General features: G+C 59.8%; 21 protein-coding genes. 13 read left to right on the forward strand and 8 right to left on the reverse strand.

What is annotated here, in order from left to right; all coding sequences use genetic code 11:
• The first annotated feature begins 14 nt into the window (after positions 1-14).
• From ACFVTJ_RS18505 to ACFVTJ_RS18530, 6 genes are all read left to right on the forward strand, one after another.
• Positions 15-950 (forward strand): LysR family transcriptional regulator, encoded by a 936-nt coding sequence (locus tag ACFVTJ_RS18505; protein ID WP_386909864.1) that lies wholly within the window; start codon positions 15-17, stop codon positions 948-950.
• Positions 951-1,054: 104 nt separating this feature from the next.
• Positions 1,055-1,534 carry a formate dehydrogenase subunit gamma gene (locus ACFVTJ_RS18510; RefSeq protein ID WP_386909866.1) on the forward strand — a complete coding sequence of 160 codons (480 nt, stop codon included), beginning with the start codon at positions 1,055-1,057 and terminating at the stop codon, positions 1,532-1,534.
• Positions 1,531-3,087, forward strand: coding sequence for a formate dehydrogenase beta subunit (locus tag ACFVTJ_RS18515; protein WP_386909868.1), 1,557 nt, complete (start codon positions 1,531-1,533; stop codon positions 3,085-3,087). Before ACFVTJ_RS18510 ends, ACFVTJ_RS18515 begins: the two co-directional genes overlap by 4 nt.
• Before the next feature lie 4 nt (positions 3,088-3,091).
• Entirely contained in the window at positions 3,092-5,974 is a 2,883-nt protein-coding gene (gene fdhF / locus ACFVTJ_RS18520) for a formate dehydrogenase subunit alpha (protein WP_386909870.1), read from the forward strand.
• 70 nt (positions 5,975-6,044) lie between these two features.
• Positions 6,045-6,389, forward strand: coding sequence for a formate dehydrogenase subunit delta (locus ACFVTJ_RS18525; RefSeq protein ID WP_004444566.1), 345 nt, complete (start codon positions 6,045-6,047; stop codon positions 6,387-6,389).
• Positions 6,390-6,504: 115 nt separating this feature from the next.
• Positions 6,505-8,157 (forward strand): OFA family MFS transporter, encoded by a 1,653-nt coding sequence (locus ACFVTJ_RS18530; RefSeq protein WP_386909873.1) that lies wholly within the window; start codon positions 6,505-6,507, stop codon positions 8,155-8,157.
• Positions 8,158-8,260: 103 nt separating this feature from the next.
• On the opposite strand, the gene ACFVTJ_RS18535 is transcribed toward ACFVTJ_RS18530, so the two are convergent.
• Together ACFVTJ_RS18535 and ACFVTJ_RS18540 are read right to left on the reverse strand one after the other, a co-directional pair.
• On the reverse strand, positions 8,261-9,619 hold the full coding sequence (locus tag ACFVTJ_RS18535) for a sensor histidine kinase (RefSeq protein ID WP_386909875.1): 1,359 nt from the start codon (positions 9,617-9,619) through the stop codon (positions 8,261-8,263).
• The gene (locus ACFVTJ_RS18540; protein WP_386909877.1) at positions 9,616-10,278 is read right to left on the reverse strand and encodes a response regulator transcription factor; all 663 of its coding nucleotides are present in this window, start codon (positions 10,276-10,278) and stop codon (positions 9,616-9,618) included. The genes ACFVTJ_RS18535 and ACFVTJ_RS18540 overlap by 4 nt, the downstream gene beginning before the upstream one ends.
• A gap of 133 nt (positions 10,279-10,411) precedes the next feature.
• Here ACFVTJ_RS18540 and ACFVTJ_RS18545 point away from each other — a divergent pair, with 133 nt between their 5' ends.
• Positions 10,412-10,981 (forward strand): hypothetical protein, encoded by a 570-nt coding sequence (locus ACFVTJ_RS18545; RefSeq protein WP_386909878.1) that lies wholly within the window; start codon positions 10,412-10,414, stop codon positions 10,979-10,981.
• 102 nt (positions 10,982-11,083) lie between these two features.
• Here ACFVTJ_RS18545 and ACFVTJ_RS18550 read toward each other — a convergent pair whose 3' ends face one another.
• The 4 genes from ACFVTJ_RS18550 to ACFVTJ_RS18565 all read right to left on the reverse strand — a co-directional run bounded on the left by ACFVTJ_RS18550 (position 11,084) and on the right by ACFVTJ_RS18565 (position 13,739).
• The gene (locus ACFVTJ_RS18550; protein ID WP_386909880.1) at positions 11,084-11,590 is read right to left on the reverse strand and encodes a DUF992 domain-containing protein; all 507 of its coding nucleotides are present in this window, start codon (positions 11,588-11,590) and stop codon (positions 11,084-11,086) included.
• The gene (locus tag ACFVTJ_RS18555; RefSeq protein WP_386909882.1) at positions 11,587-11,934 is read right to left on the reverse strand and encodes a BON domain-containing protein; all 348 of its coding nucleotides are present in this window, start codon (positions 11,932-11,934) and stop codon (positions 11,587-11,589) included. Before ACFVTJ_RS18555 ends, ACFVTJ_RS18550 begins: the two co-directional genes overlap by 4 nt.
• A gap of 7 nt (positions 11,935-11,941) precedes the next feature.
• The gene (locus ACFVTJ_RS18560) at positions 11,942-12,121 is read right to left on the reverse strand and encodes a CsbD family protein (protein WP_386909883.1); all 180 of its coding nucleotides are present in this window, start codon (positions 12,119-12,121) and stop codon (positions 11,942-11,944) included.
• A 139-nt stretch (positions 12,122-12,260) separates the two neighbouring features.
• Positions 12,261-13,739 (reverse strand): PAS domain S-box protein, encoded by a 1,479-nt coding sequence (locus tag ACFVTJ_RS18565; RefSeq protein ID WP_386909885.1) that lies wholly within the window; start codon positions 13,737-13,739, stop codon positions 12,261-12,263.
• 251 nt (positions 13,740-13,990) lie between these two features.
• On the opposite strand from ACFVTJ_RS18565, the gene ACFVTJ_RS18570 reads away from it, so the two are divergent.
• From ACFVTJ_RS18570 to ACFVTJ_RS18595, 6 genes are all read left to right on the forward strand, one after another.
• Positions 13,991-14,752, forward strand: coding sequence for a FadR/GntR family transcriptional regulator (locus ACFVTJ_RS18570; RefSeq protein WP_386909887.1), 762 nt, complete (start codon positions 13,991-13,993; stop codon positions 14,750-14,752).
• Between the two features lie 77 nt (positions 14,753-14,829).
• The gene (locus tag ACFVTJ_RS18575; protein WP_386909889.1) at positions 14,830-16,338 is read left to right on the forward strand and encodes an ABC transporter substrate-binding protein; all 1,509 of its coding nucleotides are present in this window, start codon (positions 14,830-14,832) and stop codon (positions 16,336-16,338) included.
• A 67-nt stretch (positions 16,339-16,405) separates the two neighbouring features.
• The gene (locus ACFVTJ_RS18580; RefSeq protein ID WP_063951703.1) at positions 16,406-17,353 is read left to right on the forward strand and encodes an ABC transporter permease; all 948 of its coding nucleotides are present in this window, start codon (positions 16,406-16,408) and stop codon (positions 17,351-17,353) included.
• Between the two features lie 12 nt (positions 17,354-17,365).
• On the forward strand, positions 17,366-18,238 hold the full coding sequence (locus tag ACFVTJ_RS18585; RefSeq protein ID WP_386909891.1) for an ABC transporter permease: 873 nt from the start codon (positions 17,366-17,368) through the stop codon (positions 18,236-18,238).
• A 21-nt stretch (positions 18,239-18,259) separates the two neighbouring features.
• Positions 18,260-20,044: a gamma-glutamyltransferase family protein gene (locus tag ACFVTJ_RS18590; protein WP_386909893.1), complete on the forward strand. Its 1,785-nt coding sequence runs from the start codon at positions 18,260-18,262 to the stop codon at positions 20,042-20,044.
• A gap of 4 nt (positions 20,045-20,048) precedes the next feature.
• Positions 20,049-21,860, forward strand: coding sequence for an ABC transporter ATP-binding protein (locus ACFVTJ_RS18595; RefSeq protein WP_386909895.1), 1,812 nt, complete (start codon positions 20,049-20,051; stop codon positions 21,858-21,860).
• A 39-nt stretch (positions 21,861-21,899) separates the two neighbouring features.
• Here the strand turns inward: ACFVTJ_RS18595 and ACFVTJ_RS18600 are convergent, their stop codons facing one another.
• Both ACFVTJ_RS18600 and ACFVTJ_RS18605 read right to left on the reverse strand, forming a co-directional pair.
• Entirely contained in the window at positions 21,900-22,709 is an 810-nt protein-coding gene (locus ACFVTJ_RS18600) for an inositol monophosphatase family protein (RefSeq protein WP_386909897.1), read from the reverse strand.
• Positions 22,706-23,542 carry a glycerophosphodiester phosphodiesterase gene (locus ACFVTJ_RS18605; RefSeq protein WP_386909899.1) on the reverse strand — a complete coding sequence of 279 codons (837 nt, stop codon included), beginning with the start codon at positions 23,540-23,542 and terminating at the stop codon, positions 22,706-22,708. The genes ACFVTJ_RS18600 and ACFVTJ_RS18605 overlap by 4 nt, the downstream gene beginning before the upstream one ends.
• Between the last annotated feature and the right edge of the window lies 1 nt (position 23,543).

Raw genomic sequence — 23,543 nt, forward strand, 5'->3', positions numbered from 1 at the left:
GCGGGGGAGAGCTTATGATCGACAAGCTGGAATTTTTCATTGCATTAGCGCGGGCTGAACATTTCGGCCGGGCAGCGGAGGAGTGCGGTGTCTCCCAGCCCAGCCTGTCGGCGGCAATCCGGCAGTTGGAGGATCAACTGGGTGTCGTTCTCGTGGTGCGTTCGGCGCGCTACCAAGGACTAACTCCAGAGGGCCAGCGCGTGCTGGAATGGGCGCGCCGCATCGTTGGCGATGCACGCACAATGCGTGAGGAAATGCGCGCTGCCCGCAAGGGTCTTGCCGGACACATTCGCCTTGCCGTCATTCCAACCGCGCTCGCCATGGTGCCGCGATTGACGGAATCTTTTCAGGCGCGCCATCCCGATGTGACCTTTTCCGTCACGTCACGCACCTCGCTGCAGGTTTTGAGCCAGATCGAAAACCTCGAGATCGATGCGGGAATCAGTTACCTCGACAATGAACCACTTGGGCGCGTGACCACTGTGCCGCTTTATTCCGAGCGTTATCACCTCATCGCGGCTGCCGGAACGCCACTTGCCGATCAGGAAAGCGTTACCTGGAAGCAGGTTGCCAGTCTTAGGCTTTGCCTATTAACACCGGATATGCAGAACAGGCGCATCATCAACAAGCACATGGCCGAGGCTGGGGTGGAGGCGAAACCGACGCTCGAATCCAACTCCATGATCGTGCTGTTCTCCCATATCCGCACCGGACAATGGGCTTCAATAATGCCGCGTAACCTCGCTGAATCCTTCGGTTTTCCAAAACAGATCAGGATCATCCCGATCACCGATCCCGACCCGGAACATCTCGTTGGCCTGATTGCCACGCACCGGGAACCGCACACGCCTCTCGTTTCGGCACTTCTGCATGAGGCGCGTCTCAGAGCCGCGGAAATGGCGTTTGATAGGAATTTCCTATCAGACGACGGAAACGCCGTATTGACCTGACGAGCCTCACTTCGCCATTCTCGATTGTAATGCAGAGGTGGCGATCGGCTTTATTCAAGTCGCGGTCGCCATTACTGCCCCTGTCGGTTTGGGAGGACTGGCTTATGAATATCAGAGCGGTTGCCGCAGATGAGGCGGCCCGTATTTCCGCTGTCATAGACGAATTTATTCACCTGGAAGGTCCACTTCTGCCCATCCTGCACGCTGTGCAGGAAGAATTCGGCTATATCCCGGAAAGCGCCAAGCAGCTCATCGCATCCGCGCTGAACATATCGCGCGCCGAGGTTCATGGCGTCGTCACCTTCTATCCCGATTTTCGTGATCATCCCCACGGGCGTCATGTCCTGAAGCTCTGTCGCGCCGAGGCTTGCCAGTCGATGGGTGGCGAGCCTCTTGCGGAATCCATCAAGAGCCGCCTCGGCCTCGACTGGCACGAAACCGCGCCTGATGGTTCCGTGACGCTGGAGCCGGTCTTCTGTCTCGGGCTCTGTGCCCAGGCGCCGGCCTTGATGCTGGATGGCGAAGTTCATGCCCGTCTGGATGAGGACTGTCTTGGCGACATTCTGGCGGAGGCACGCCGATGAATTTCACCGTCTTTGTTCCCGGCGATTCCGCCGCTCTTGCTGTTGGCGCAAACCGCGTTGCCGATGCCATCGCCCGCGAGGCCGCTGGCCGTAACCTTGACGTCAAGATTGTTCGCAACGGCTCGCGCGGCATGCTCTGGCTTGAAGTGCTGGTGGAAGTGCGCACCGAGCATGGCCGTATCGCCTATGGCCCGGTGAAGGCAAGCGACGTCGCTTCGCTTTTCGACGCGGATTTTCTGACCGGTGGCGACCATCGCCTCTGTCTCGGGCTGACAAAGGAGATTCCATTCCTGAAGAGCCAGACGCGTCTCACATTTGCCCGATGTGGCGTCACCGATCCATTGTCGCTGGAGGATTATCGCGCCTATCAGGGCATGAAGGGTCTTGAAAAAGCTGTGGTGATCGCCCCGCTCGATATCGTTGCGGAGGTGACCCAGAGTGGCCTGCGCGGACGTGGCGGGGCTGGTTTCCCAACGGGTATCAAATGGAAGACCGTCGCTGATGCGGTGGCAGACCAGAAATATATCGTCTGCAACGCAGATGAGGGCGACAGCGGCACCTTCGCCGACCGGATGATCATGGAAGGCGACCCCTTCGTGCTGATCGAAGGCATGGCCATTGCCGGCCTTGCCGTCGGCGCGACCAAGGGCTTTATCTATACGCGTTCGGAATATCCCTACGCGATCAAAGTCATGGAAAAGGCGATCGAGATTGCAAGGCGTGAGGGCATACTCGGCCCGTCCGTCCTCGGGTCAGGCCGCGCGTTCGACATGGAAGTGCGCATGGGTGCCGGTGCCTATGTCTGCGGAGAGGAGACCTCACTCCTGAACAGCCTTGAAGGCAAACGCGGAACGGTGCGCGCCAAGCCGCCGCTACCCGCCCTGCAGGGCCTGTTCGGCAAGCCGACGGTCGTCAACAATGTGATCTCTCTCGCCTCTATTCCCGTCATCATGGATCGTGGTGCAGCGTTTTATCGCGACTTCGGCGTCGGCCGCTCGCATGGCACGATCCCGATCCAGCTTGCTGGCAATCTGAAACATGGCGGGCTTTACGAAACCGCCTTCGGTCTGACGCTCGGGCAACTGGTGAACGATATCGGTGGAGGAACAATCACCGGCCGTCCCGTCAAGGCGGTGCAGGTGGGCGGTCCGCTCGGCGCTTATTTCCCGGTGTCGCTGTTTGACACGATCTTCGATTATGAAGCGTTCACGGCAGCTGGCGGCCTGATAGGCCATGCGGGCATCGTGGTGTTCGATGATACGGCAGACATGCTGCATCAGGCCCGGTTTGCGCTGGAATTCTGCGCCGTCGAAAGTTGCGGCAAGTGCACGCCCTGTCGCATCGGTTCGACGCGTGGCGTCGAGACGGTGGACAAGATCGCGCTCGGGATCGAGCGAGAGAAAAACACCGCGCTGCTGGAAGACCTCTGCGAAACCATGAAATTCGGTTCGCTCTGTGCGCTCGGCGGTTTCACGCCCTATCCCGTCATGAGCGCTCTCAGGCATTTCCCTGCTGATTTTGCCCCCACCCCACGTGTTGAAGCGGCGGAGTAACACCATGGCACTTGTAACTGAATTCGACTACGGCACCCCGAAGTCCAACGCTATGGACATGGTGACGCTCACCATCGACGGTCGCCAGGTGACTGTTCCCGCGGGAACGTCGATCATGCGCGCCTCGCGTGAAGCGGGCATCGATGTGCCGAAGCTCTGCGCCACGGACATGGTGGACGCCTTCGGCTCGTGCCGGCTCTGTCTTATCGAGGTGGAGGGCCGCAACGGCACCCCCGCCTCCTGCACCACGCCGGTCGCTGCCGGCCTTGTTGTGCATACGCAGACGGAGCGGCTGAAGCAAATCCGCAAGGGTGTGATGGAGCTTTATATCTCCGATCACCCGCTCGACTGTCTGACCTGCGCCGCCAATGGCGATTGTGAATTGCAGGACATGGCAGGCGCGGTGGGCCTGCGCGATGTACGTTACGGTTATGAGGGCGACAACCACGTCAAGGCCCGCACCGGAGGAGGAGATCTCAATGCCCGCTGGATGCCGAAGGACGAAAGCAATCCCTATTTCACCTATGATCCGTCCAAATGCATCGTCTGTTCGCGCTGCGTGCGGGCCTGCGAGGAAGTGCAGGGAACCTTTGCGCTGACGATCGAAGGTCGTGGTTTCGAGAGCCGGGTATCTCCCGGCGCGCATGAGGCGTTTCTCGATTCAGACTGTGTTTCCTGCGGGGCCTGCGTGCAGGCTTGTCCGACCGCGACGCTCACCGAAAAATCGGTGATCGAGATCGGACAACCAGAACATTCGATGGTGACCACCTGCGCCTATTGCGGGGTGGGCTGCTCCTTCAAGGCGGAAATGCGCGGTGAAGAGCTGGTGCGCATGGTGCCGTGGAAGGACGGACAGGCAAACCGCGGCCATTCCTGCGTCAAGGGTCGTTTTGCCTATGGTTATGCGACCCACAGGGACCGCATTCTTAATCCGATGATCCGCGAGAACATCGGCGATCCCTGGCAGCAAGTGAGCTGGGATGCGGCCTTTGCCTATGTTGCTTCGGAGTTTCGGCGCATTCAGGGCAAGTATGGCCGAGAGTCCGTCGGTGGCATCACCTCGTCGCGCTGCACGAACGAGGAAACCTTTCTCGTCCAGAAACTTGTCCGCGCCGGTTTCGGCAACAATAACGTTGATACCTGCGCCCGCGTCTGCCATTCGCCCACGGGTTATGGTCTTGGCCAGGCCTTTGGCACATCCGCCGGCACGCAGAATTTCGACAGTGTCGAGCATTCCGATGTCGTGCTTGTCATCGGTGCCAATCCGACCGACGGTCATCCCGTTTTCGGCTCACGGCTGAAAAAGCGACTGCGGCAGGGGGCAAAACTTATCGTTATCGATCCGCGCCGTATCGATCTTGTGCGCACGCCGCATGTGGAGGCCGCTTTCCACTTGCCGCTGCTGCCGGGCACCAACGTTGCGGTGCTGACGGCGCTTGCCCATGTGATCGTCACGGAAGGTTTGTTCAACGAGGCCTTTATCCGCGAGCGTTGCGACTGGTCGGAGTTCGAGGATTGGGCCGCCTTCGTTGCCGAGCCGCAGCATAGCCCGGAAGAGACGGAACGTTTCACCGGTGTTCCCGCGGAAGATCTGCGCGGGGCGGCCCGGCTTTATGCCAAGGGTGGCAATGGCGCGATCTATTACGGTCTTGGCGTTACCGAACACAGCCAGGGTTCAACGACCGTCATGGCGATCGCCAATCTTGCCATGGCGACCGGCAACATCGGCCGTCCCGGTGTAGGCGTCAATCCGCTGCGTGGTCAGAACAATGTGCAGGGCTCCTGCGATATGGGGTCTTTCCCGCACGAACTGCCGGGCTATCGCCATATCTCCGATGATGCGACACGCGATGTGTTCGAAAAACTCTGGGGCGTGAAGCTCAACAACGAGCCGGGGCTGCGTATCCCCAACATGCTGGACGCGGCCGTGGATGGCAGTTTCAAGGGCATCTACATTCAGGGCGAGGACATTCTCCAGTCCGACCCGGACACCAAGCATGTTTCGGCCGGCCTTGCCGCCATGGAATGTGTTGTCGTGCACGACCTCTTCCTGAACGAGACGGCGAATTATGCGCATGTGTTCCTGCCGGGTTCCACTTTCCTCGAAAAGGATGGCACCTTCACCAACGCCGAGCGTCGCATCAACCGCGTGCGCAAGGTCATGTCGCCGAAGAACGGTTATGCCGACTGGGAAGTGACCCAGAAGCTGGCGCAGGCCATGGGCCTTTCGTGGAACTACACACATCCTTCCGAGATCATGGACGAAATCGCGGCAACGACGCCAAGCTTTGCCAGCGTTTCCTATGCCTATCTGGAAGAAAAGGGTTCGGTGCAGTGGCCCTGCAACGAAAAATTCCCAGAGGGTTCGCCGATCATGCATGTGGACGGCTTCGTGCGCGGCAAGGGCAAGTTCATCCGCACGGAATATGTGGCGACGGACGAACGCACCGGTCCGCGTTTTCCACTGCTGCTCACCACCGGCCGCATCCTGTCGCAATACAATGTCGGGGCGCAGACACGGCGCACTGAAAACGTCGTCTGGCACGAGGAGGATCGGCTGGAAATCCATCCGCACGATGCTGAACAGCGCGGCGTGAAGGACGGCGACTGGATCAAGCTCGTCAGCCGATCGGGCGACACGACGCTGAGAGCGCTGATTACCGATCGGGTGGCGCCGGGCGTGGTCTATACGACCTTCCACCACCCCGGCACACAGGCGAACGTCATCACGACCGATTTCTCCGACTGGGCGACCAATTGTCCGGAATACAAAGTGACTGCGGTTCAGGTCTCGCCTTCCAACGGGGCGACGGAATGGCAGGAAGAATATGATGCGCTTTCGCGTCAGTCCCGCCGCATCGCCGGCAAGCTAGAAGCTGCGGAATAATTGGGGCCGGGCTTGTCCCGGCCTTTTCATCATGTGGCGTCGAGACGTGAACTGGCGCGGGGAATAGATCATGTTACTCAATCACACGGACGAAAAGCTGGTGAGGATGGCGAACCAGATTGCGACGTTTTTTCTGTCGCAGCCGGAAGATATCCGTATCGATGGTGTTGCCACCCACATCAACAAGTTCTGGGAACCGCGCATGCGCCGGCGCTTCTTTGAGATGGTGGACGCCGGTGCCGGTGATTTTCTACCACTCGTGATTGCGGCATCCAGAGAGATCAGAAGGCCTGACGCGCCAGCGGCAGATGCCGTAGGGCTCGGCGAAGACGCAAAGGGCGCACCGGGCGGCAAGGGACCGATTGCGGGGGAATCCCTGTCGGAGCCGAGCGTGCCCGAAACAACGCGCGTCTGACGCGTGCGGAAATGAATGAAGCTTGCCGCCGCATGGGAGGACGTTCGGCGGCATCGCTATTCGCCTGGCGGGGCGAATGAAAAATGTCCAGACATTCACGAGGGAGGTAGTGTCAATGGCAGTAGCAGGCGCAACGGCGGGAGAGGCGGCGCAAGCCGGGTTTTTGGACCGCGAACGAATAATCGCAAGACCGGGTTTCAATCGCTGGATGGTGCCGCCGGCGGCCCTTGCCATCCATCTGTGCATCGGCATGGCCTATGGTTTCAGTGTGTTCTGGCTGCCGCTGTCGAAAGCGTTGCCTGCGACCGATCCGAGTTGCTCCGCCCTGACCCTGATGGGCGCGTTGTTTACCACCGAGTGCAACTGGCGCGTGGCAGATCTCGGCTGGATCTATACGCTCTTCTTTGTGCTTCTCGGCTGCTCGGCGGCCATCTGGGGCGGCTGGCTGGAACGGGTGGGACCCCGCAAGGCGGGCTTCGTTTCTGCCTGCTGCTGGTGCGGCGGCATTCTGGTGGCAGCCGTTGGCGTCATGACCCACCAATTGTGGCTGATGTGGCTGGGTGCCGGCGTCATTGGCGGCGTTGGCCTTGGCCTCGGTTATATTTCGCCGGTCTCGACGCTGATCAAATGGTTCCCCGATCGTCGCGGCATGGCGACGGGCATGGCCATCATGGGTTTCGGCGGTGGCGCGATGATCGGTGCGCCGCTCGCCAACCTGCTGATGAATTATTTCAAGACCGAGACATCCGTAGGCGTCTGGCAGACATTCGTCGTTATGGCGCTGATCTATTTCGTGTTCATGATGGCCGGTGCTTTCGGATATCGCATTCCGCCTGCGGGCTGGCGTCCGGAAGGCTGGACGGCGCCGGCGGCCAAAAGCGCCATGATCACAACCCGACACGTCCATCTTCGCGATGCCCACAAGACGAAACAGTTCTGGCTGATCTGGGCGGTGCTTTGCCTGAACGTTTCGGCCGGCATCGGGGTCATCGGCATGGCCTCGCCTATGCTGCAGGAAATTTTTGCGGGTTCGCTGATCGGCCTTCCGGGCGTGGGGTTTGCTGATCTCGATGCCGGTCAGAAGGCGCAGATTGCGGCGATTGCCGCCGGCTTCACCGGCCTTCTTTCGCTTTTCAACATCGGCGGCCGTTTCTTCTGGGCGTCCATGTCCGACAAGATCGGCCGCAAGAACACCTACTTCTGCTTCTTCATTCTCGGCATCATTCTTTACGCGCTGGCGCCGACGCTCGCGACGATGGGCAACAAGGCGCTCTTCGTCCTCGCCTTCGGTATCATCCTGTCCATGTATGGCGGCGGTTTCGCCACCATCCCGGCTTATCTTGCTGACATCTTCGGCACGCAGTTCGTCGGCGCAATCCACGGCCGTCTCCTGACGGCATGGGCGACTGCCGGGATCGCTGGTCCCGTCGTGGTCAACTACATCCGCGAGGCGCAAATCGCAGCGGGCGTGGCACCCGGACCGGCGCTCTACACAAGCACCATGTATATCCTGGCCGGCATGCTGGCGATTGGCCTGATCGCCAATGCCTTCGTACGACCACTTGCCGACAAGTGGTTCATGTCCGACGCGGAAGTCGCGGCATTGCAGGCGAAAACGGCGGCCGCCAATGCCGGCCCCACGGGCTCCTTCGGCATCGGCCGCGGCGGGCTGGATGCCAAGGCGGCTCTTGCCTGGGCTGCCGTTGGCATCCCGCTGCTCTGGGGTGTATGGGTGACCGTAAGGAGCAGCCTCGCGCTGTTCGGCTGATCACCGACAGGTTCGACATCCTCCGGGCAGCCGTGTGCTGCCCGGATTTGTTTACGGCCCTGAGCAGAAGCTTCTCGAATAGCAGGCTGCGATCTGGCTGGTCTCATATGGCGGAGGGTAGCGTAAGCACGCAGGACAGCCCGCCATCGCCATTGCGCTCAAGGGTGATCCTGCCGCCGTGAAGTTCGACGAGTTCCCTGACGATGGTAAGACCAAACCCATCTCCCGGCACGGTCTCGTCCATCCGCCTGCCAGGCTCAAATACCTCTGCAACGAGAGCGCCGTCGATACCGGGGCCATCGTCCGAGATCGTGAGCAGAATATCGCGCCCGCTCTTGCGGGCAGAAATTTCGACTCGGCTCTTTGCCCATTTGAAAGCGTTGTCCGCGAGGTTGCCGAGGATCTCATCCAGGTCTTCAGGCCCCACCTGCACACGCAACGAACCGTCCACCTCCACCCGCGCGGCGATACCCCGGTCCGCATATATATGCGTCATGATCTCGATGATATCGTCTACTCGCGGCCTCACCGGCGTTGCGGCCGCCACGCCGCCGGCGGCGGTCTTGCGGGCGCGGGCAAGATGATGACGGATTCTCTGGTCGATCCTGTCCACCAGTGTCCGCATCGTATTATCCGGGTCGTTGATATCGTTGAGCGCAAGATAAAGGCTCGTCACCGGCGTTTTCAGGCCATGCGCGAGATTCGCGAAATGCAGGCGCGTCTCGGTCAGTCTTTCCCTGTTCTGTTCCACAAGGCGGTTTATCTCATGGGAGGCAGGGCGAAGCTCCTTCACCTCCGCGTCCGGCAACCGTTCCAATGTGCCGGCCGAAATCGAGGAAATGTCGGCGGTCAGTTGCCGCAAAGGCCGCAGACCGTATCGCACCTGAAGGAAAATGCCTGCGACGAGACTGGCGCCGAGCAGCGTCATGGCCGGGATCAACCATAAAAGCGCGCTGCGGGCAGGGGCCACCAGGGCAAAACGTGGCGCGGTGGCAGTGATTTCGATGAGTTTCGCGCCCACCATGGTCTGAATGGAGCGAAGATAGAGTTCCTGACCGTGAAGTTCGGCATTGACGCCTGGACGCGGCCCATGCCCCATCATCTTGCCCCAGTCGAACGGGGAGGGTGGATTGTCGAGGCTTTGCCCGGCGAGCGAGCGTGAGGTGATGGCAACGCCCTCACCACGGATCTGCCAGTACCAGCCGGAACGGCGCCTGTCGAAAGGCGGGCCATCAAGGGCCGCGTTCAGCGTCAGACGGCCGGTCTCGTCGCCAGAAAGGGCGCTGCGTAGGCCCTCGATCTGCGTATCGAGCCGCTGATCGATCTGTTCACGCACGACGCCGGCAACGATGAGGTAAAGAATGATCGAAGCGACCATAACGCTTGCGGTGACGAAAATCACCGAAAAAACCGTCAAACGGCGCGATATGGAAGGCCCTCGGCTCACTGGCGGTTCGCTCATGGCTCGGCCTTCAACATGTAACCACGACCGCGAACGGTCTCGATATGTTCGGCACCAATCTTGCGTCGCAGGCGCGCAATGATGACTTCAATGGAATTGGAATCCACCTCCACATCGCCCTCGTAGACCCGTTCGATGAGTTCGCGACGGTCAACCACCACCTCCTTTCGCAGGATGAGGCAGGAGAGCACCCGCCATTCCAGCGCGGTGAGCTTCAGCGGCAGGCCGTTTTGCTCGAAGGTCCCGAGTTGCGCGTCGAAAACAAGCGAACCGCAGGTGACAATGGAGGCGGCGTGGCCCGTGGCACGGCGAACCAGTGCACGCAGCCGCAGAACGAGTTCCTCCACCTTGAACGGCTTTGTCACGAAATCATCCGCTCCGGCCTTGAAGCTTGCCACCTTGTCCGGCCAGCCATCGCGCGCCGTCAATACCAGCACAGGCAGCGTGCGCTGTGCCGCCCGCCATGATTTGAGAACCGAAACCCCGTCTATCTTGGGCAATCCAAGGTCAAGAACGGCGACGTCGTAAAGTTCGGTCAGGCCGGCATGTTCGGCATCCTCACCATTTTGCGCGATGTCGACGACAAAATTCTCCGCGCGCAGGCTGGCCGCGATACGTTTTGAAAGGTCGCTGTCGTCTTCGACAAGAAGTACCCGCATGGTGTGCCTGCTCGCGCTGATGGATGCGTTTTACTAGTCCCGGAAGGCTTAACTCAAGCTGAACCACAAGGTTCAGGCTGCCGATGGCAGGCTTCGATTAAAACATGGCTGTCCATTCAAACAGGAGATCACCATGTCCCATTCTGAAGACAATAAAGAGATCGAATCTTCCGTTACCCAGAAAACTGCGGCGGAAGCGCCGGTGCCGCCCCACCGGAAACACCGCCGCAAGAAAGCGGCCTTCACCTTTGCGGCAATAGCCATACTGGCGGTGGGTGCTGCCGCCGGTGCGGGTGCGATGAAACTGACAAGGCCGACACCCGAGATGGCGCCGATGACTCCTGTCGCGATTTCTACCGTCAAGGAAGGCAATCTCGTCACCTTCAAGGGCAAGGTGGCGGAAATATTCGGCAATAAGTTCATTGTTCAGGATGAGAGCGGTCGGGCCCTCGTCGATACCGGCCCGGAGGGCGAAAATGGAAAAGCCGCGAAGGTGGATGAGGCGATCAGCGTACAGGGTCGTTTCGATGACGGCGTGCTGCATGCGAGCTACATCGTTCGGCAGGATGGTACCATAGAAGCCTTAGGCCCGGCGGGTGGTCCACCGCGCCATGGTCCCAAACATGATATGAGGCGCGGTCCGGCAGGTGAGATCGGCCATGGTCCGATGGACGACGCACCACCACCTCCGCCCAAGCCCTAACGCACCTTGTCCATATCACAATTGAAAAAGCGCGCCGCGATAATCGCGGCGCGCTTGCTTTTGAGGCGGTCATTGCCGGGTATGGAGAGACCGGATGGGCGATTAACCCGCACGCTTCAGCTTCAGGTGCGAAACACCCGCGGCAACATTGACGCCGGTACCAACCTCGGCACTGATGGGCTGCAGCGCGAAGTTCTTGGCATTACCGCCGACAAGTGCATTGGCACCAACGCCGACGCCAACGGATGCACCTGCGGAAGCACCCACATAGTCGCCGCTCAGAGCGCCGTCACCCACGCGGCTTGCCGCCGTGTTCAGTACGATCCAGCTCATATAGGTCTTGCCGGTCACGCCGATGTCGAGGCCAAGTTTGCCAATGGTGCCGGTATATCGTTCCGTTTTGCCGGAGCGCTGGCGGAACTGGCAGTCCACTGCCTTGCTCGAGCCGACGACAAGACCAACACCGCCAGCGATTTCACAGGACAGGGTGCCGACGCGTTCCTTCTGGGCAGTTTCCGTTGCGCGCTTGCTGCTGTGCTTCGTTTCGGCGGAAGCGAGCGGCGCAACGGCCAGAGTTGCGATTGCCGTTGCAAGAACGAGTTTCTTCATTGTTTGTCACTCCTGTTGTTATTCACGAGACGGATGCGCGGTGAAGATGCATCCAGATAGGTATGGGGGCGCTGCCGGATCGCCAGATTGGCGATGATAGGCCGCGATGCGAAACATTCAGCGATGATGACCGCGCGTTCGAAGGCAGAAAGCGTTTCTACTTCGCCCGAGAGCACGATGCGGCCCTCGACGGATGTAACGGAGATAGAACTGTTCTCCTGTCCATCCGCATAGGCGAGCACCGCTTGCAAAGCGGCACACAGGCTGATCTCCTGGGGAAGGCAGTTTGTGGCCGGGGTCAGTTCATTAGCAAGCATCATGGTGAAACTTCCTACCTTGAACATCAGCGGTTCACTTGAATGGCTTTTTGACGGCATCCTTCGTCTGGCCGAGCTTCTCCTGCGCCTGGCCCGCCAGTTTTTCGGCTTTACCTTCCGCCTGAAGCTTGTCGTTGCCGGTAATCTTTCCAGCCGCTTCCTTAATGGTGCCCTTTGCCTGACGGGCGATACCTTCGATACGGTTGTTGTCCATGACGAATTCCTTCCATCGTTCGAGAGTGCCGCTGTTATTGACGGCATGATGGAAAGATAGGCCGGAAAAAACGCACCTTGGAGAGCAATAGCTACTAGTTCAACTGGTACAAACTGACCTAATTTGCCTGCTGTGACGGTTATTTTTCCCTGCGACCGGCAAAGCCGCGTTCCCGCGCCCAGATGACTGCCGCCGTGCGGCGGTTGACGCCAATCTTGCCATAGAGCGAAGCGATATGGTTGCGGATCGTGTGTTTGGATAGGTTCAGCCTATCGCTCATTTCCTTGTCGCTGCACCCATCGCAGATCAGCGACAATATCTGTTCTTCCCGATCTGTCAGGTCCTTCAGCGATGCGGAGGGCGAGCCGCCGCGCGAATTCTGCCGCAGCCCCGCCAGCCGCTCCACGACGGTGCGGCTGAACCAGGACGTGTCGGTCATCACGCTTTCGATGGCTTCGATCAACTCGTTCTCGGATCTGCGCCGTTCGGTGACGTCCTGTACTGCCCAGATGACGCAGAGCTGGTCGTTGATTTCGGCGCGCTCGGCGGACACGAGGCATTCGGCCGCGCCGCCTTCGGCAAGGTTCATGCGCATGGCCTCATTGCGGATCGGGATATTGTCCTTCAGCCGCTTTTCAATGTCGCGCCGCGCCGCCACATCTTCCCATAGCCGCAATTCGCTTGCGGTCTTGCCGACCACCTCGGCTTCCTTGCGGCCGCAGAGCGTAAGGAATGCATCGTTGACTTCCGTCAGCACGAAATCGTCCAGCCGTGAAATCGCTGCGGGCGCTGGCGACAGGCGAAATGACTTGAAGAAACGCTCCTCGCTCTGACGGAGAGCGTTTTGTGCCTTCCGGCGACCGTCGAGATCCGCAAAGGTAAAAAGCATGCAGGGTTCTTCGGCAACGGCAATCGTTTCCCCCGCCACAATCACCAGCCTGTCGCCACCGGGAATGGGAATGAGGGCCTCGCGGTGGCGGATGACCCGGCCTTCGTGCAGACGCTTAAGAGCATCCTCACCGGTTTCGCACTCGGAAAACAACCCGAGTTCCTCGACGCTGATACCGATGATCTCCTCCCGGCTGAAACCGGTCATTTCCAGGAAACCCTGGTTGACGCGAATGAAGCGTTCGTCTTCCAGACGACAGATCAGCCCTGGTGCCGGATTGGCATTAAAGGCGCTTTCAAACCGCGCTTCCGCCTCAAACCGCGGTGTCTCGTCGCGAATGATCAGTACCAGCACATCCGGCTTCGCGCCGGCGTCTTCGAGAATGAGACCGCGAACGGTGTGGACCCAGCATTCTGTATCGTCATCGCTCGGTGATATCTCCACTGTCACATCTTCAAACGTCTCTCCAGCGAGAAGCCGCTCCAGCGGGTACTGTCCTTCGTCGAGAAGATGGTTGTTGCGATAGCGAAGCGTGAAATTGCGCCTGTAGCTTCCCGCATCGGCACCAAGTTCGGATATCGTCTCTACACGGTGCATCTCAAGTGCGGCCCTGTTGGCCCATTCGATCGTTCCGTCGTTTTCGAGCAATATCAGCCCATCACTCAGTCCGGCTATCAGGTTCTGCAACACAAGCCGGTTTATCTTTGGAATTTCTAAGCTGTCGTCCATGTCGCCCGGCATCTCCTGATTTGCGCGACTATAACGCACGGTTTCGCCAAGTGTTGCAGCAGGATTAGAAGGGGACATTTTGTCCCCGTGCTCCTTGTTTTCTAGCACGTCGATAAAAGTGCGCCCCAAAAAAACGCTTTCTGCCCACGTTTTAATCATCGGAAATTATGGTTCAAAAATATGCTTGACCTGCCTCTGAATTTCCTCCCAAATGAACCAATAATAGATTGGTTCACATAAATGGTGCGATATTGACGGCGGGTCCTAACGACAACTCCAACTACGCGCTCGCTCGCCTTAGGGACTATATCCAGGCAAATGAGGTCTCGAAGGACGGGCGCCTCCCCACTGAACGCGCCTTTGCCGAAAGTTTTAACGTCGGCCGCCGCGCTGTCAGACGCGCTTTGGAAGTTCTGGAAGCAGAAGGCCTGATCTGGCGGCGGCAGGGGGCCGGAACCTTTGTGGGTGAAAAGCCGGATGATTGGTCCGCCCATGTCACGGAACTGGTCGCCGGTACGGATTTCATGGAAATCATGGAAGTGCGCCTGCGCATCGAGCCGCAGCTGGCGCAACTCGCGGCCATGCGCGCCAAGCCGGCCGAGGTGGAGCGTATGCGCGCCCTTGTCGAAAAGACCGGTCAGAGCACGGATGCCGATGCCAAGGAATTGTGGGATGGCTCGCTCCATCGCCAGATCGCCCAGAGCGCCGGCAACAAACTTTTCCTGTCCATCTTCGATGTCATCAACCGCGTGCGTCAGGATGATGCCTGGCAGTCGATACGGGAGCTTGCCCGGCGCAGCGGTGCAAACGGCAGAGCATCTTTCGAACAGCATATGGCCATTGTCGATGCCATCGCCGACCGCGATCCCGCCAGAGCCGGTGAAGCCATGCGTCAGCATCTTCTCATGCATCAGGAAAGGCTGATCCGCGCCACGTCTCTCGGCTTTTTGGAGGAAGGTGCCGGGGAGGGCAATGCGGCCAAATTCGATAATTCGCTGACCGAGGCCTCTTGAGGCCACGGATAAAAACTGTCGTCCCTTACGGGCGGCCAATGACAAAAAGCCAAGATAACCTGACCAGAGGAACGAACATGAAGAAAATCCAGACATTGACTGCGGCGCTGTTGGCAAGCGTATTTCTGGCCTCGCCGGCGCTATCGTCCGAATTGCGCATCGGCCTCAATGACGATGCCGATGTGCTCGACCCCGCCCAATCGCGCACCTTCGTCGGCCGCATCGTTTACACCGCCATGTGCGACAAGCTGGTGGATATCTCGCAGGACATGAAGATCGTGCCCCAGCTTGCCACCGAATGGGCCTGGTCCGAAGGCGGCAAGGTGCTGACCATGAAAATCCGCGACGGCGTCAAGTTCCACGATGGCGAAACGCTGGATGCGGCGGCCGTCGTCGCCACCATCGAGCGCAACATGACGCTGCCGGAATCCCGCCGCAAGAGCGAGTTGTCCTCCGTCGAGAAGGTTGAGGCGACAGCACCGCTGGAAGTCAAATTCACCTTGAAGACGCCGGACGTTACCCTTCTGGCACAGCTTTCCGACCGCGCCGGCATGATCGTCGCACCGAAAGCGGCCAAGGAACTGGGCGCTAATTTCGGTTCGAAGCCAGTCTGCGCCGGACCGTTCAAATTTGTCGAGCGCATCCAGCAGGATCGCATCGTGCTCGAAAAATTTGCTGACTATTGGGACAAGGACAAAATCCTCGTCGACAAGGTCGTCTATCTGCCGATCCCCGACACCACGGTGAAGCTTGCGAACCTTCGTGCCGGCGATCTCGATCTCGCCGAGCGCATCTCGGCTTCCGATGCGGAATCCGTCAAGAATGACCCCAAATTGAATTATGCCGATGTCATCGGTCCCGGCTACATGGCCATGTATGTCAACATCAACAATGGCGCGCGCGCGGATAATCCGCTCGGCAAGGACAAGCGCCTGCGTCAGGCTTTCTCCTACGCGATCGATCGCGAAGCGATCGGCCAGATTGTTTTTGAAGGCACATCCAAGGCCGGCAATCAGGCTTATCCGCCCACAAGCCCCTGGTTCAACCAGAACCTGCCGGTTCCGCCGCGTGATATCGACAAGGCCAAGCAGCTGATGAAAGAGGCGGGTTACGAGACGCTGGATGTCGAGCTTCAGCATGCCAACAATACCACACAGACGCAGATGATGCAGGTCATCCAGTCCATGGTGGCGGAGGCCGGCTTCAACGTCACCCTGAAGGCCACGGAATTCGCCACGCTTTTGTCCGAGCAGACTGCCGGCAATTATCAGCTCAGCCGCTCCGATTGGTCGGGACGTATCGATCCCGATGGCAACCTGCACCAGTTCGTCACCTGCAAGGGCGGCATCAACGATGTGAAATATTGCAATCCTGAAGTGGACAAGCTGCTGAACGAGGCCCGCGCTTCGACCGACGACGCGGTCCGCAAGGAAAAATACGATGCCGCAAGCGTCATCCTCAACGATGACATGCCGATCATCTATCTCGGCCACCAGCCTTATGCCTATGCCATCTCCAAAAAGGTCAAGGGCTGGGCGCCGTCGCCTGACGGCATGATCCGCCTTCTCGGCGTTTCCAAGGACTGACCACTTCGCATAGGCCGCGCGGCTTGCCGTGCGGCCGCCAAGACCGGACCAAAACGGGGGCAATGCCATGCCTGTTTATATCGGCAAGCGACTGCTGGTCGCGATCCCGACGCTTCTGATCATTTCCATCTTCGTTTTTTCCCTGCAGAAACTCTTGCCGGGCGATCCCATCCTGGCGATGGCTGGCGAAGAGCGCGATCCCGCGACAATAGAGTTTCTGCGAGAGAAATACCGTCTTAACGACCCAGTTCCACTCCAGTACGTCAACTGGCTGGGCGGCGTGGTAACCGGCGATTTCGGCATTTCGCTACGCACGAACCAGCCGGTTCTGGAACTGATTGGCCAGAAGCTGCCGGTGACCATTCAGCTGGCTGTCATGGCGATGTTCTTTGCCATGGTCATCGGAATTCCGATCGGCATTCTGGCGGCCGTCAAGAAGAATACGTGGATTGATTACACGGCCAATATCGTCGCGCTTTCCGGGCTGTCCATCCCGAATTTCTGGCTCGGCATCATGCTCATTTTGCTGGTGTCGGTGAAACTGGGCTGGCTGCCAGCATCGGGTTATGAATCGATCTTCGTAGACCCTGTCCGCTCCATCGAAACCATGATCATGCCGGCCTTCGTGCTGGGCAATGCACTGGCGGCGACGCTGATGCGCCATACGCGTTCGGCGATGGTAGCGGTGCTCAGCTCCGATTACATTCGCACCGCCCGCGCCAAGGGGCTTTCGCCGCGGGAAATCATCCTGTCGCATAGTTTCCGCAACGCGCTTCTGCCCGTCATCACGCTCTTGGCGCTGCTCTTCGGGGAACTGCTGGCCGGTGCGGTTCTGACGGAGCAGATTTTCACCATTCCCGGCTTCGGCAAGATGACCGTGGATGCCGTCTTCACCCGTGATTATGCCGTCGTGCAGGGCATCGTGCTCTGCACGGCCGTTGGTTTCATCCTCATGAACCTCCTGGCCGACATTGCCTATGTCCTGCTCAACCCCCGCCTCAGGGCGACAATCTAAGGCCCTGATATCATGACCCTTCTGGATCAAAACCTTTCGATACCGGCGACACGGCAGGAAAGCCGCGCCTGGAAAAAGATGAAGCGCAACAAATCGGCGCTCGCCGGCTTGATCATCGTCGTGTTTTTCGGCGTGCTAGCGATTGCCGCGCCGATATTGCCGATCGCCGATCCGGTCGCGACCAGCTGGTCGGCCATCCGCAAGGCGCCGTCAGCGGCCCACTGGCTCGGCACGGATGATCTCGGCCGCGATATCCTCTCGCGCATGATTTATGGCGCCCGCGCTTCGCTGATGGCCGGCGTCGTATCCGTCATGATCGCCGTGATAATCGGCGTCCCCTTCGGGTTGATCTCCGGCTATTTCGGCGGCTGGGTGGATATGGTCATCTCCCGCATTACCGAAGCGCTGCTGGCCATGCCGTTCCTGATCATGGCGATCGCGCTTGCCGCGTTCCTTGGCCCGAGCCTCACCAATGCGATGATCGCGATCGGCCTTTCCGCCATGCCCATTTTCGTGCGGCTGACGCGCGGGCAGGTGCTGGCCGTCAAGATGGAGGATTATGTCGAGGGCGCGAGGTCTATCGGCCTCAACCACATCGACATCATGACCCGCTACATCCTGCCGAATGTCTTTGCCCCCATCATCGTGCAGGCGACGCTAACGGTCGCGACCGCCATCATCGCGGAGGCGAGCCTTTCCTTCCTCGGACTTGGCCAGCAGGCGCCCGCGCCTTCCTGGGGTTCGATGCTGAACACCGCCAAGAACTTCTTGAGCCAGGCGCCATGGATGACGATGTGGCCCGGTATCGCCATCTTCCTCGTCGTCATCGGTTTCAATCTTCTGGGCGACGGCCTGCGCGATGCGCTTGATCCGCGCGAAGCATGATTTTTTACAAGGAATATCGGAATGACTGATTTCACCACACGCCCTGAAATCCTTGGCAACTTTGGCGTCGTCACTTCAACCCACTGGATCGCCTCGGCCGTCGGCATGGCGATCCTCGAGAAGGGTGGCAATGCTTTCGACGCCGCCGTCGCCACCGGTTTCGTCCTGCAGATCGTCGAGCCGCATCTGTGCGGTCCAGGCGGCGATATGCCCGCCGTGTTTTATTCGAAGCAGAAGGACAAGGTGGAAGTCATTTGCGCACAGGGCCCGGCCCCGAGTGGTGCGACGATTGAACATTACACGTCGGAAGGGCTGAAACTCATCCCGGGCGATGGGCTGCTTGCCACCGTCATCCCCGGCGCCTTCGATGGCTGGATGCTGATGTTGCGCGACTATGGCACAATGAGCGTGCGCGACGTACTGGAACCGGCCATCTATTATGCCGAACATGGGCATCCAACGCTGCCGCGTGTCTCTGCCACCATCAAGGGGCTGGCCGATTTCTTCGAGAAGGAATGGCCGACATCTTACGAAACATGGCTGCCGGGCGGTGCCGCGCCGGAGCCTCACGCCAATTTTAGTAATCCCGTTCTGGCGGCGACCTATCAGCGGATCGTCACCGAAGCCGAAGTGCGTTCTGGCCGCGAAAACCAGATCGAGGCGGCGCGCGATGCCTTCTACCGGGGTTTCGTTGCGGAAGCCATCGACAGTTACGTCAGCACCGCAGAGGTGATGGATGCCAGCGGCACAAGGCACAAGGGTGTGCTGACGGCGCAGGATATGGCCGGGTGGCGCGCTACCGTGGAAGCGCCGCAGACGCTCGATTATCACGACTGGACGATTGCCAAGACGCCCGCCTGGGGGCAGGGCCCGGTTCTGCTACAATCTCTTGCGCTCCTGAAGGGCTTCGATATTGCCGCCATGGACCCGTCCGGTCCCGATTTCATCCACACCATCGTCGAAGCCATGAAGCTCGCCTTTGCTGACCGCGAGGTCTATTACGGCGATCCGGAATTCGGGCAGATTCCAACGGAGTATCTCCTCTCCGAGGGATATAATGCCGATCGCCGGGCGCTGATCGGTGGTGAGGCCTCGCTGGAGCTGCGTCCAGGCATCGTGCCGGGTTACGAAAAGCAGGTGGACGCGACAATGGCGATGCTGGCCGAGATGAGCGGCAAGGGCACCGTCTACGAGCCGACCATGTCGCATCTGACCGAAAAGCGGGGTGACACCGTGCATATCGACGTCATCGACCGCTGGGGCAACATGGTTTCCACCACGCCATCGGGCGGCTGGCTGCAATCCTCGCCCATCGTGCCGGGTCTCGGTTTCGCGCTCAATTCCCGCGCCCAGATGTTTTGGCTGAAGGAAGGCCTGCCGACCTCGCTTGCGCCGGGTAAACGCCCGCGCACCACGTTGACGCCCTCGCTTGCGCTGCATCAGGGCCGGCCTTCCATGGTCTTCGGTACGCCGGGTGGCGACCAGCAGGACCAGTGGCAGCTGCCCTTCTTCCTGCGTTATGCCCACCACGGCAAAAACCTGCAGGCGTCCATCGACATGCCGCTGTTCCACACGTCGCATTTCCCGGGTTCGTTTTATCCTCGCACAAGCTCGCCTGGCGAAATCATGGTAGAAAGCTCGGTGGGCGAAGAGACCTTGCAGGAGCTTCGCCGTCGAGGCCATCGGGTCACCGTTGCCGATGCCTGGTCGGTCGGGCGGCTCACCGCCGCCCGCCGCGATGCGGACGGCCTGCTGCGCGCCGCCGCAACACCGCGGTTGATGCAGGCCTATGCGGTGGGGCGGTGAGACCATGGAGACAAAACCAGTCCTCTCCGTCCGCAACCTCACCACCTCCTTCCTCGTCGATGGCGCCTGGAAGAGTGTCGTGCGTGATGTCTCCTTCGATGTCGCGCCCGGTGAAACCGTCGCCATTGTGGGGGAATCCGGTTCCGGCAAATCGGTGACATCGCTGTCGCTGATGCGCCTGCTTGCCCCGGCCTCCAGCCGGATAGAAGGCGAGGTGCTGCTCAACGGCCGCGATCTGCTTTCGCTTTCCGAAAAGGAAATGCGCGGTGTACGCGGCAACGATATCTCGATGATCTTTCAGGAGCCGATGACGTCGCTCAACCCGATCTTCACCATCGGCCGCCAGATTTCGGAAGTCCTCATTCGCCACAAGGGGCTTTCGAAACGTGAGGCGCGGGCCGAGACGGTGCGGCTTCTGGAAAAGGTCCGAATTCCCAATGCAGCAGGCCGTTTCGACGAATATCCGCACCAGTTTTCGGGCGGCATGCGCCAGCGCGTGATGATCGCCATGGCGCTCGCCTCACGACCGAAACTGCTGATCGCCGACGAGCCGACGACCGCGCTCGACGTGACCATTCAGGGCCAGATCCTCGACCTGATAAAACTGCTGCAGGAAGAGGAGGGCATGTCGGTGCTCTTCATCACTCATGACATGGGCGTCGTGGCCGAAATCGCCGACCGGACGATCGTGATGTATCGCGGCGACGAGGTCGAGACCGGGCCGACCGAGGAGATCTTCAAACGCGGCAAGCATCCCTATACAAGGGCGCTGCTTTCGGCGGTGCCGAAACTCGGCTCAATGCGTGACCGGCGATGGCCGACGCGTTTTCCCGTGCTCGACATGAAGACCGGTCTTTCGACTGAGCCTCAAGAGGTGGCCGAGACCGTTGCAAGCGGTCAGACCCCGGTCCTGTCGGTGAAGAACCTTGTGACGCGTTTTCCCATCCGGTCCGGCCTGCTGGCGCGTCAGACGGGTGCGGTTCACGCCGTTGAAAACGTCTCTTTTGATCTCTTCCAGGGTGAAACGCTGTCGCTCGTGGGCGAATCCGGCTGTGGCAAATCCACCACCGGCCGCTCGATCATGCGGCTTGTTGAGCCGTCGTCCGGCGATGTGTCACTCGATGGTTATGACGTGATGCGTCTCGATACGGTCGAGCTGCGCAATATGCGCAAATCCGTGCAGATGATTTTTCAGGATCCGTTCTCGTCGCTCAATCCGCGCATGACAGTGGGTACGGCGATTTCCGAACCCTTCATCAAGCACAGGCTGGGCACCACGAAACAGGCGAAGGAAAAGACGGCCGATCTTCTCGAAAAAGTCGGCCTTTCAGCGGACATGGCCAATCGCTATCCCCATGAGTTTTCGGGCGGCCAGCGCCAGCGCATCGCCATTGCCCGTGCGCTTGCGCTCGATCCAAAGGTTATTGTCGCCGATGAGAGTGTGTCGGCGCTCGATGTCTCGATCAAGGCGCAGGTGTGCAACCTGCTGCTCGACCTGCAACAAAGCCTCAACCTCGCGTTTCTGTTCATCAGCCATGACATGGCGGTGGTGGAGCGTGTTAGCCATCGTGTCGCGGTGATGTATCTGGGGGAAATCGTCGAGATCGGCCCGCGGGCGGCCGTCTTCGACAATCCGCAGCATCCCTACACAAAAAAGCTGATGGCAGCAGTGCCAGTGCCCGATCCGGCAAGGCGGGGGATAAGGCGTGGCATATCCAATGATGAGCTGACGAGCCCGATACGGGCAATGGGATATGAAACACCGGCGCGAAACTACAGGACGGTATCGCCCGGCCATGTGGTGCAGGTGGCCTGAGGCGGTTGCTGCGGTATCAATGCTTCGAAGAAGAAGCCGTTAAGCCGGGTTCTTGAGCGGAACGCCTCGCAGGTGCTCCATCAGGTAAGCATGGGTCGCGGGATTGGCGACGATCAGCGTGCCCGTCTTTTCGTAGAACTCAGGACCGCGACCCCACCAGTCGGTCACTATTCCGCCCGCCTCCTGCACCAGCAGGATGCCGGCTGCGGTGTCGACGAAACCGGTTTCCTCGTAATAACCGGTCAGCCGGCCGCATGCCACGTACGCGCACGAATTGGCGGCGCTGCCGACAACACGGACCGCGCCGATGGGTGCGCGGATCGCGTCGAGGCGCTGATAGGCGCCGGGATAAAGCTGGAGATTGGGCGTCGGCAGACCGGTGCCGACGCACATCAAAGCAACATCGGTGCTGGCATTGACCTGCAGGCGCTCGCCGTTGAGGTAGGCGCCGCAGCCCTTGATCGTCGTATACATCTCGTCGGAGACGGGATTGTAGACCAGGCCGCATATGGTCTCGTTGCCGCGCCTTAGCGCGATGGTGATCGTATAATGTTGGCCGAAGAGGAAATTGGTGGTGCCGTCGATTGGATCGACCAGCCAGCGATGATCCTGATCGGCTCCTTCCACAGGCGCAAATTCCTCGCCGGTCAGTCCCCAAGGATATTGGCCGAGCAGACGCTTTCGGATCAGCGTCTCGGAATCCCTGTCGGCATCGGAAACGAAGTCTCCCGGCCCCTTGACGCCGATCTCGATGTCGCGAAAGCGCCGGAAATGGTCGAGCGTCAATGCGCCGACTTCGCGGGCGGTGGCGACCATGTGGTCGAGGATGGCGCTGTAATTGACTGTCATTTGCTAAAAACCTCTGCGAGCCCTTCCGGGTCATCGGTGGTTATCTGGTCGACCTTCAGCCTCAAGAGCCGCTCGACAGCATCAGTGGATTGCGGCGTTACCCTGTTGATCGTCCAGGCATCGACGCGGCGGCCTGCGGCATGGACCGGGGCGACGATATCGACACCGGCATCCTCAGCGGCAAGGACGATTTCATAGGCGAGGTAGATGATGCCCGCATCAGGCGCGGTGGCGAGGGCATTTTTGATGAAGTCCAGATAATGTCCATTTGCCTGCAGTTCAGCAAGTGTGGTGCGATGGCATGGATCATATCCGGTGCGAAGGCCGGGGGCCGAGCCGGCCAGCGTGGTAATGGCGTCGAAATCGCCGCCTGACAGGATCAACGATTTCGCTATGGGTGAAACGCTCATCCCGAACCCGGCGACGACCTGCGGAGCAAGCGCCTGCCGGTTTTCCTTGAAATCGAGCTGGAGCAGGGCGTCGGGATGAACGGCGTCATCGGCAAGCAGGGCGCAAAGGTCTTCGAGCAGCATCACTTTTGAAACGATCGGCTGGCCGTCATTGTCGCGCAGGTGAAGCTCTCGCAGGGCGGCAGCGGATGTGTCGCGTACCCTCCCGGTGCCAGTCGTTTCCCGCCCCAGCGTCCGGTCATGCAAAACGGCGCAACCGTGATCGGCATGAATGACGAGGTCGACTTCGATGCTTGCACCCAGCCGCATCGCTTCGATGATGCGCTCCCCCGTAAAGACCGGATCAGAGGCACGGCGGCGGCCGCGGTGCCATTTGAGCCATGTTTTGTGGCCGTTGCGGTTGATGAGTATCGGATGGGTCATG

Origin of the sequence: Agrobacterium sp. NPDC058088 (assembly GCF_042885035.1) — a bacterium.
Lineage (GTDB): Bacteria > Pseudomonadota > Alphaproteobacteria > Rhizobiales > Rhizobiaceae > Agrobacterium.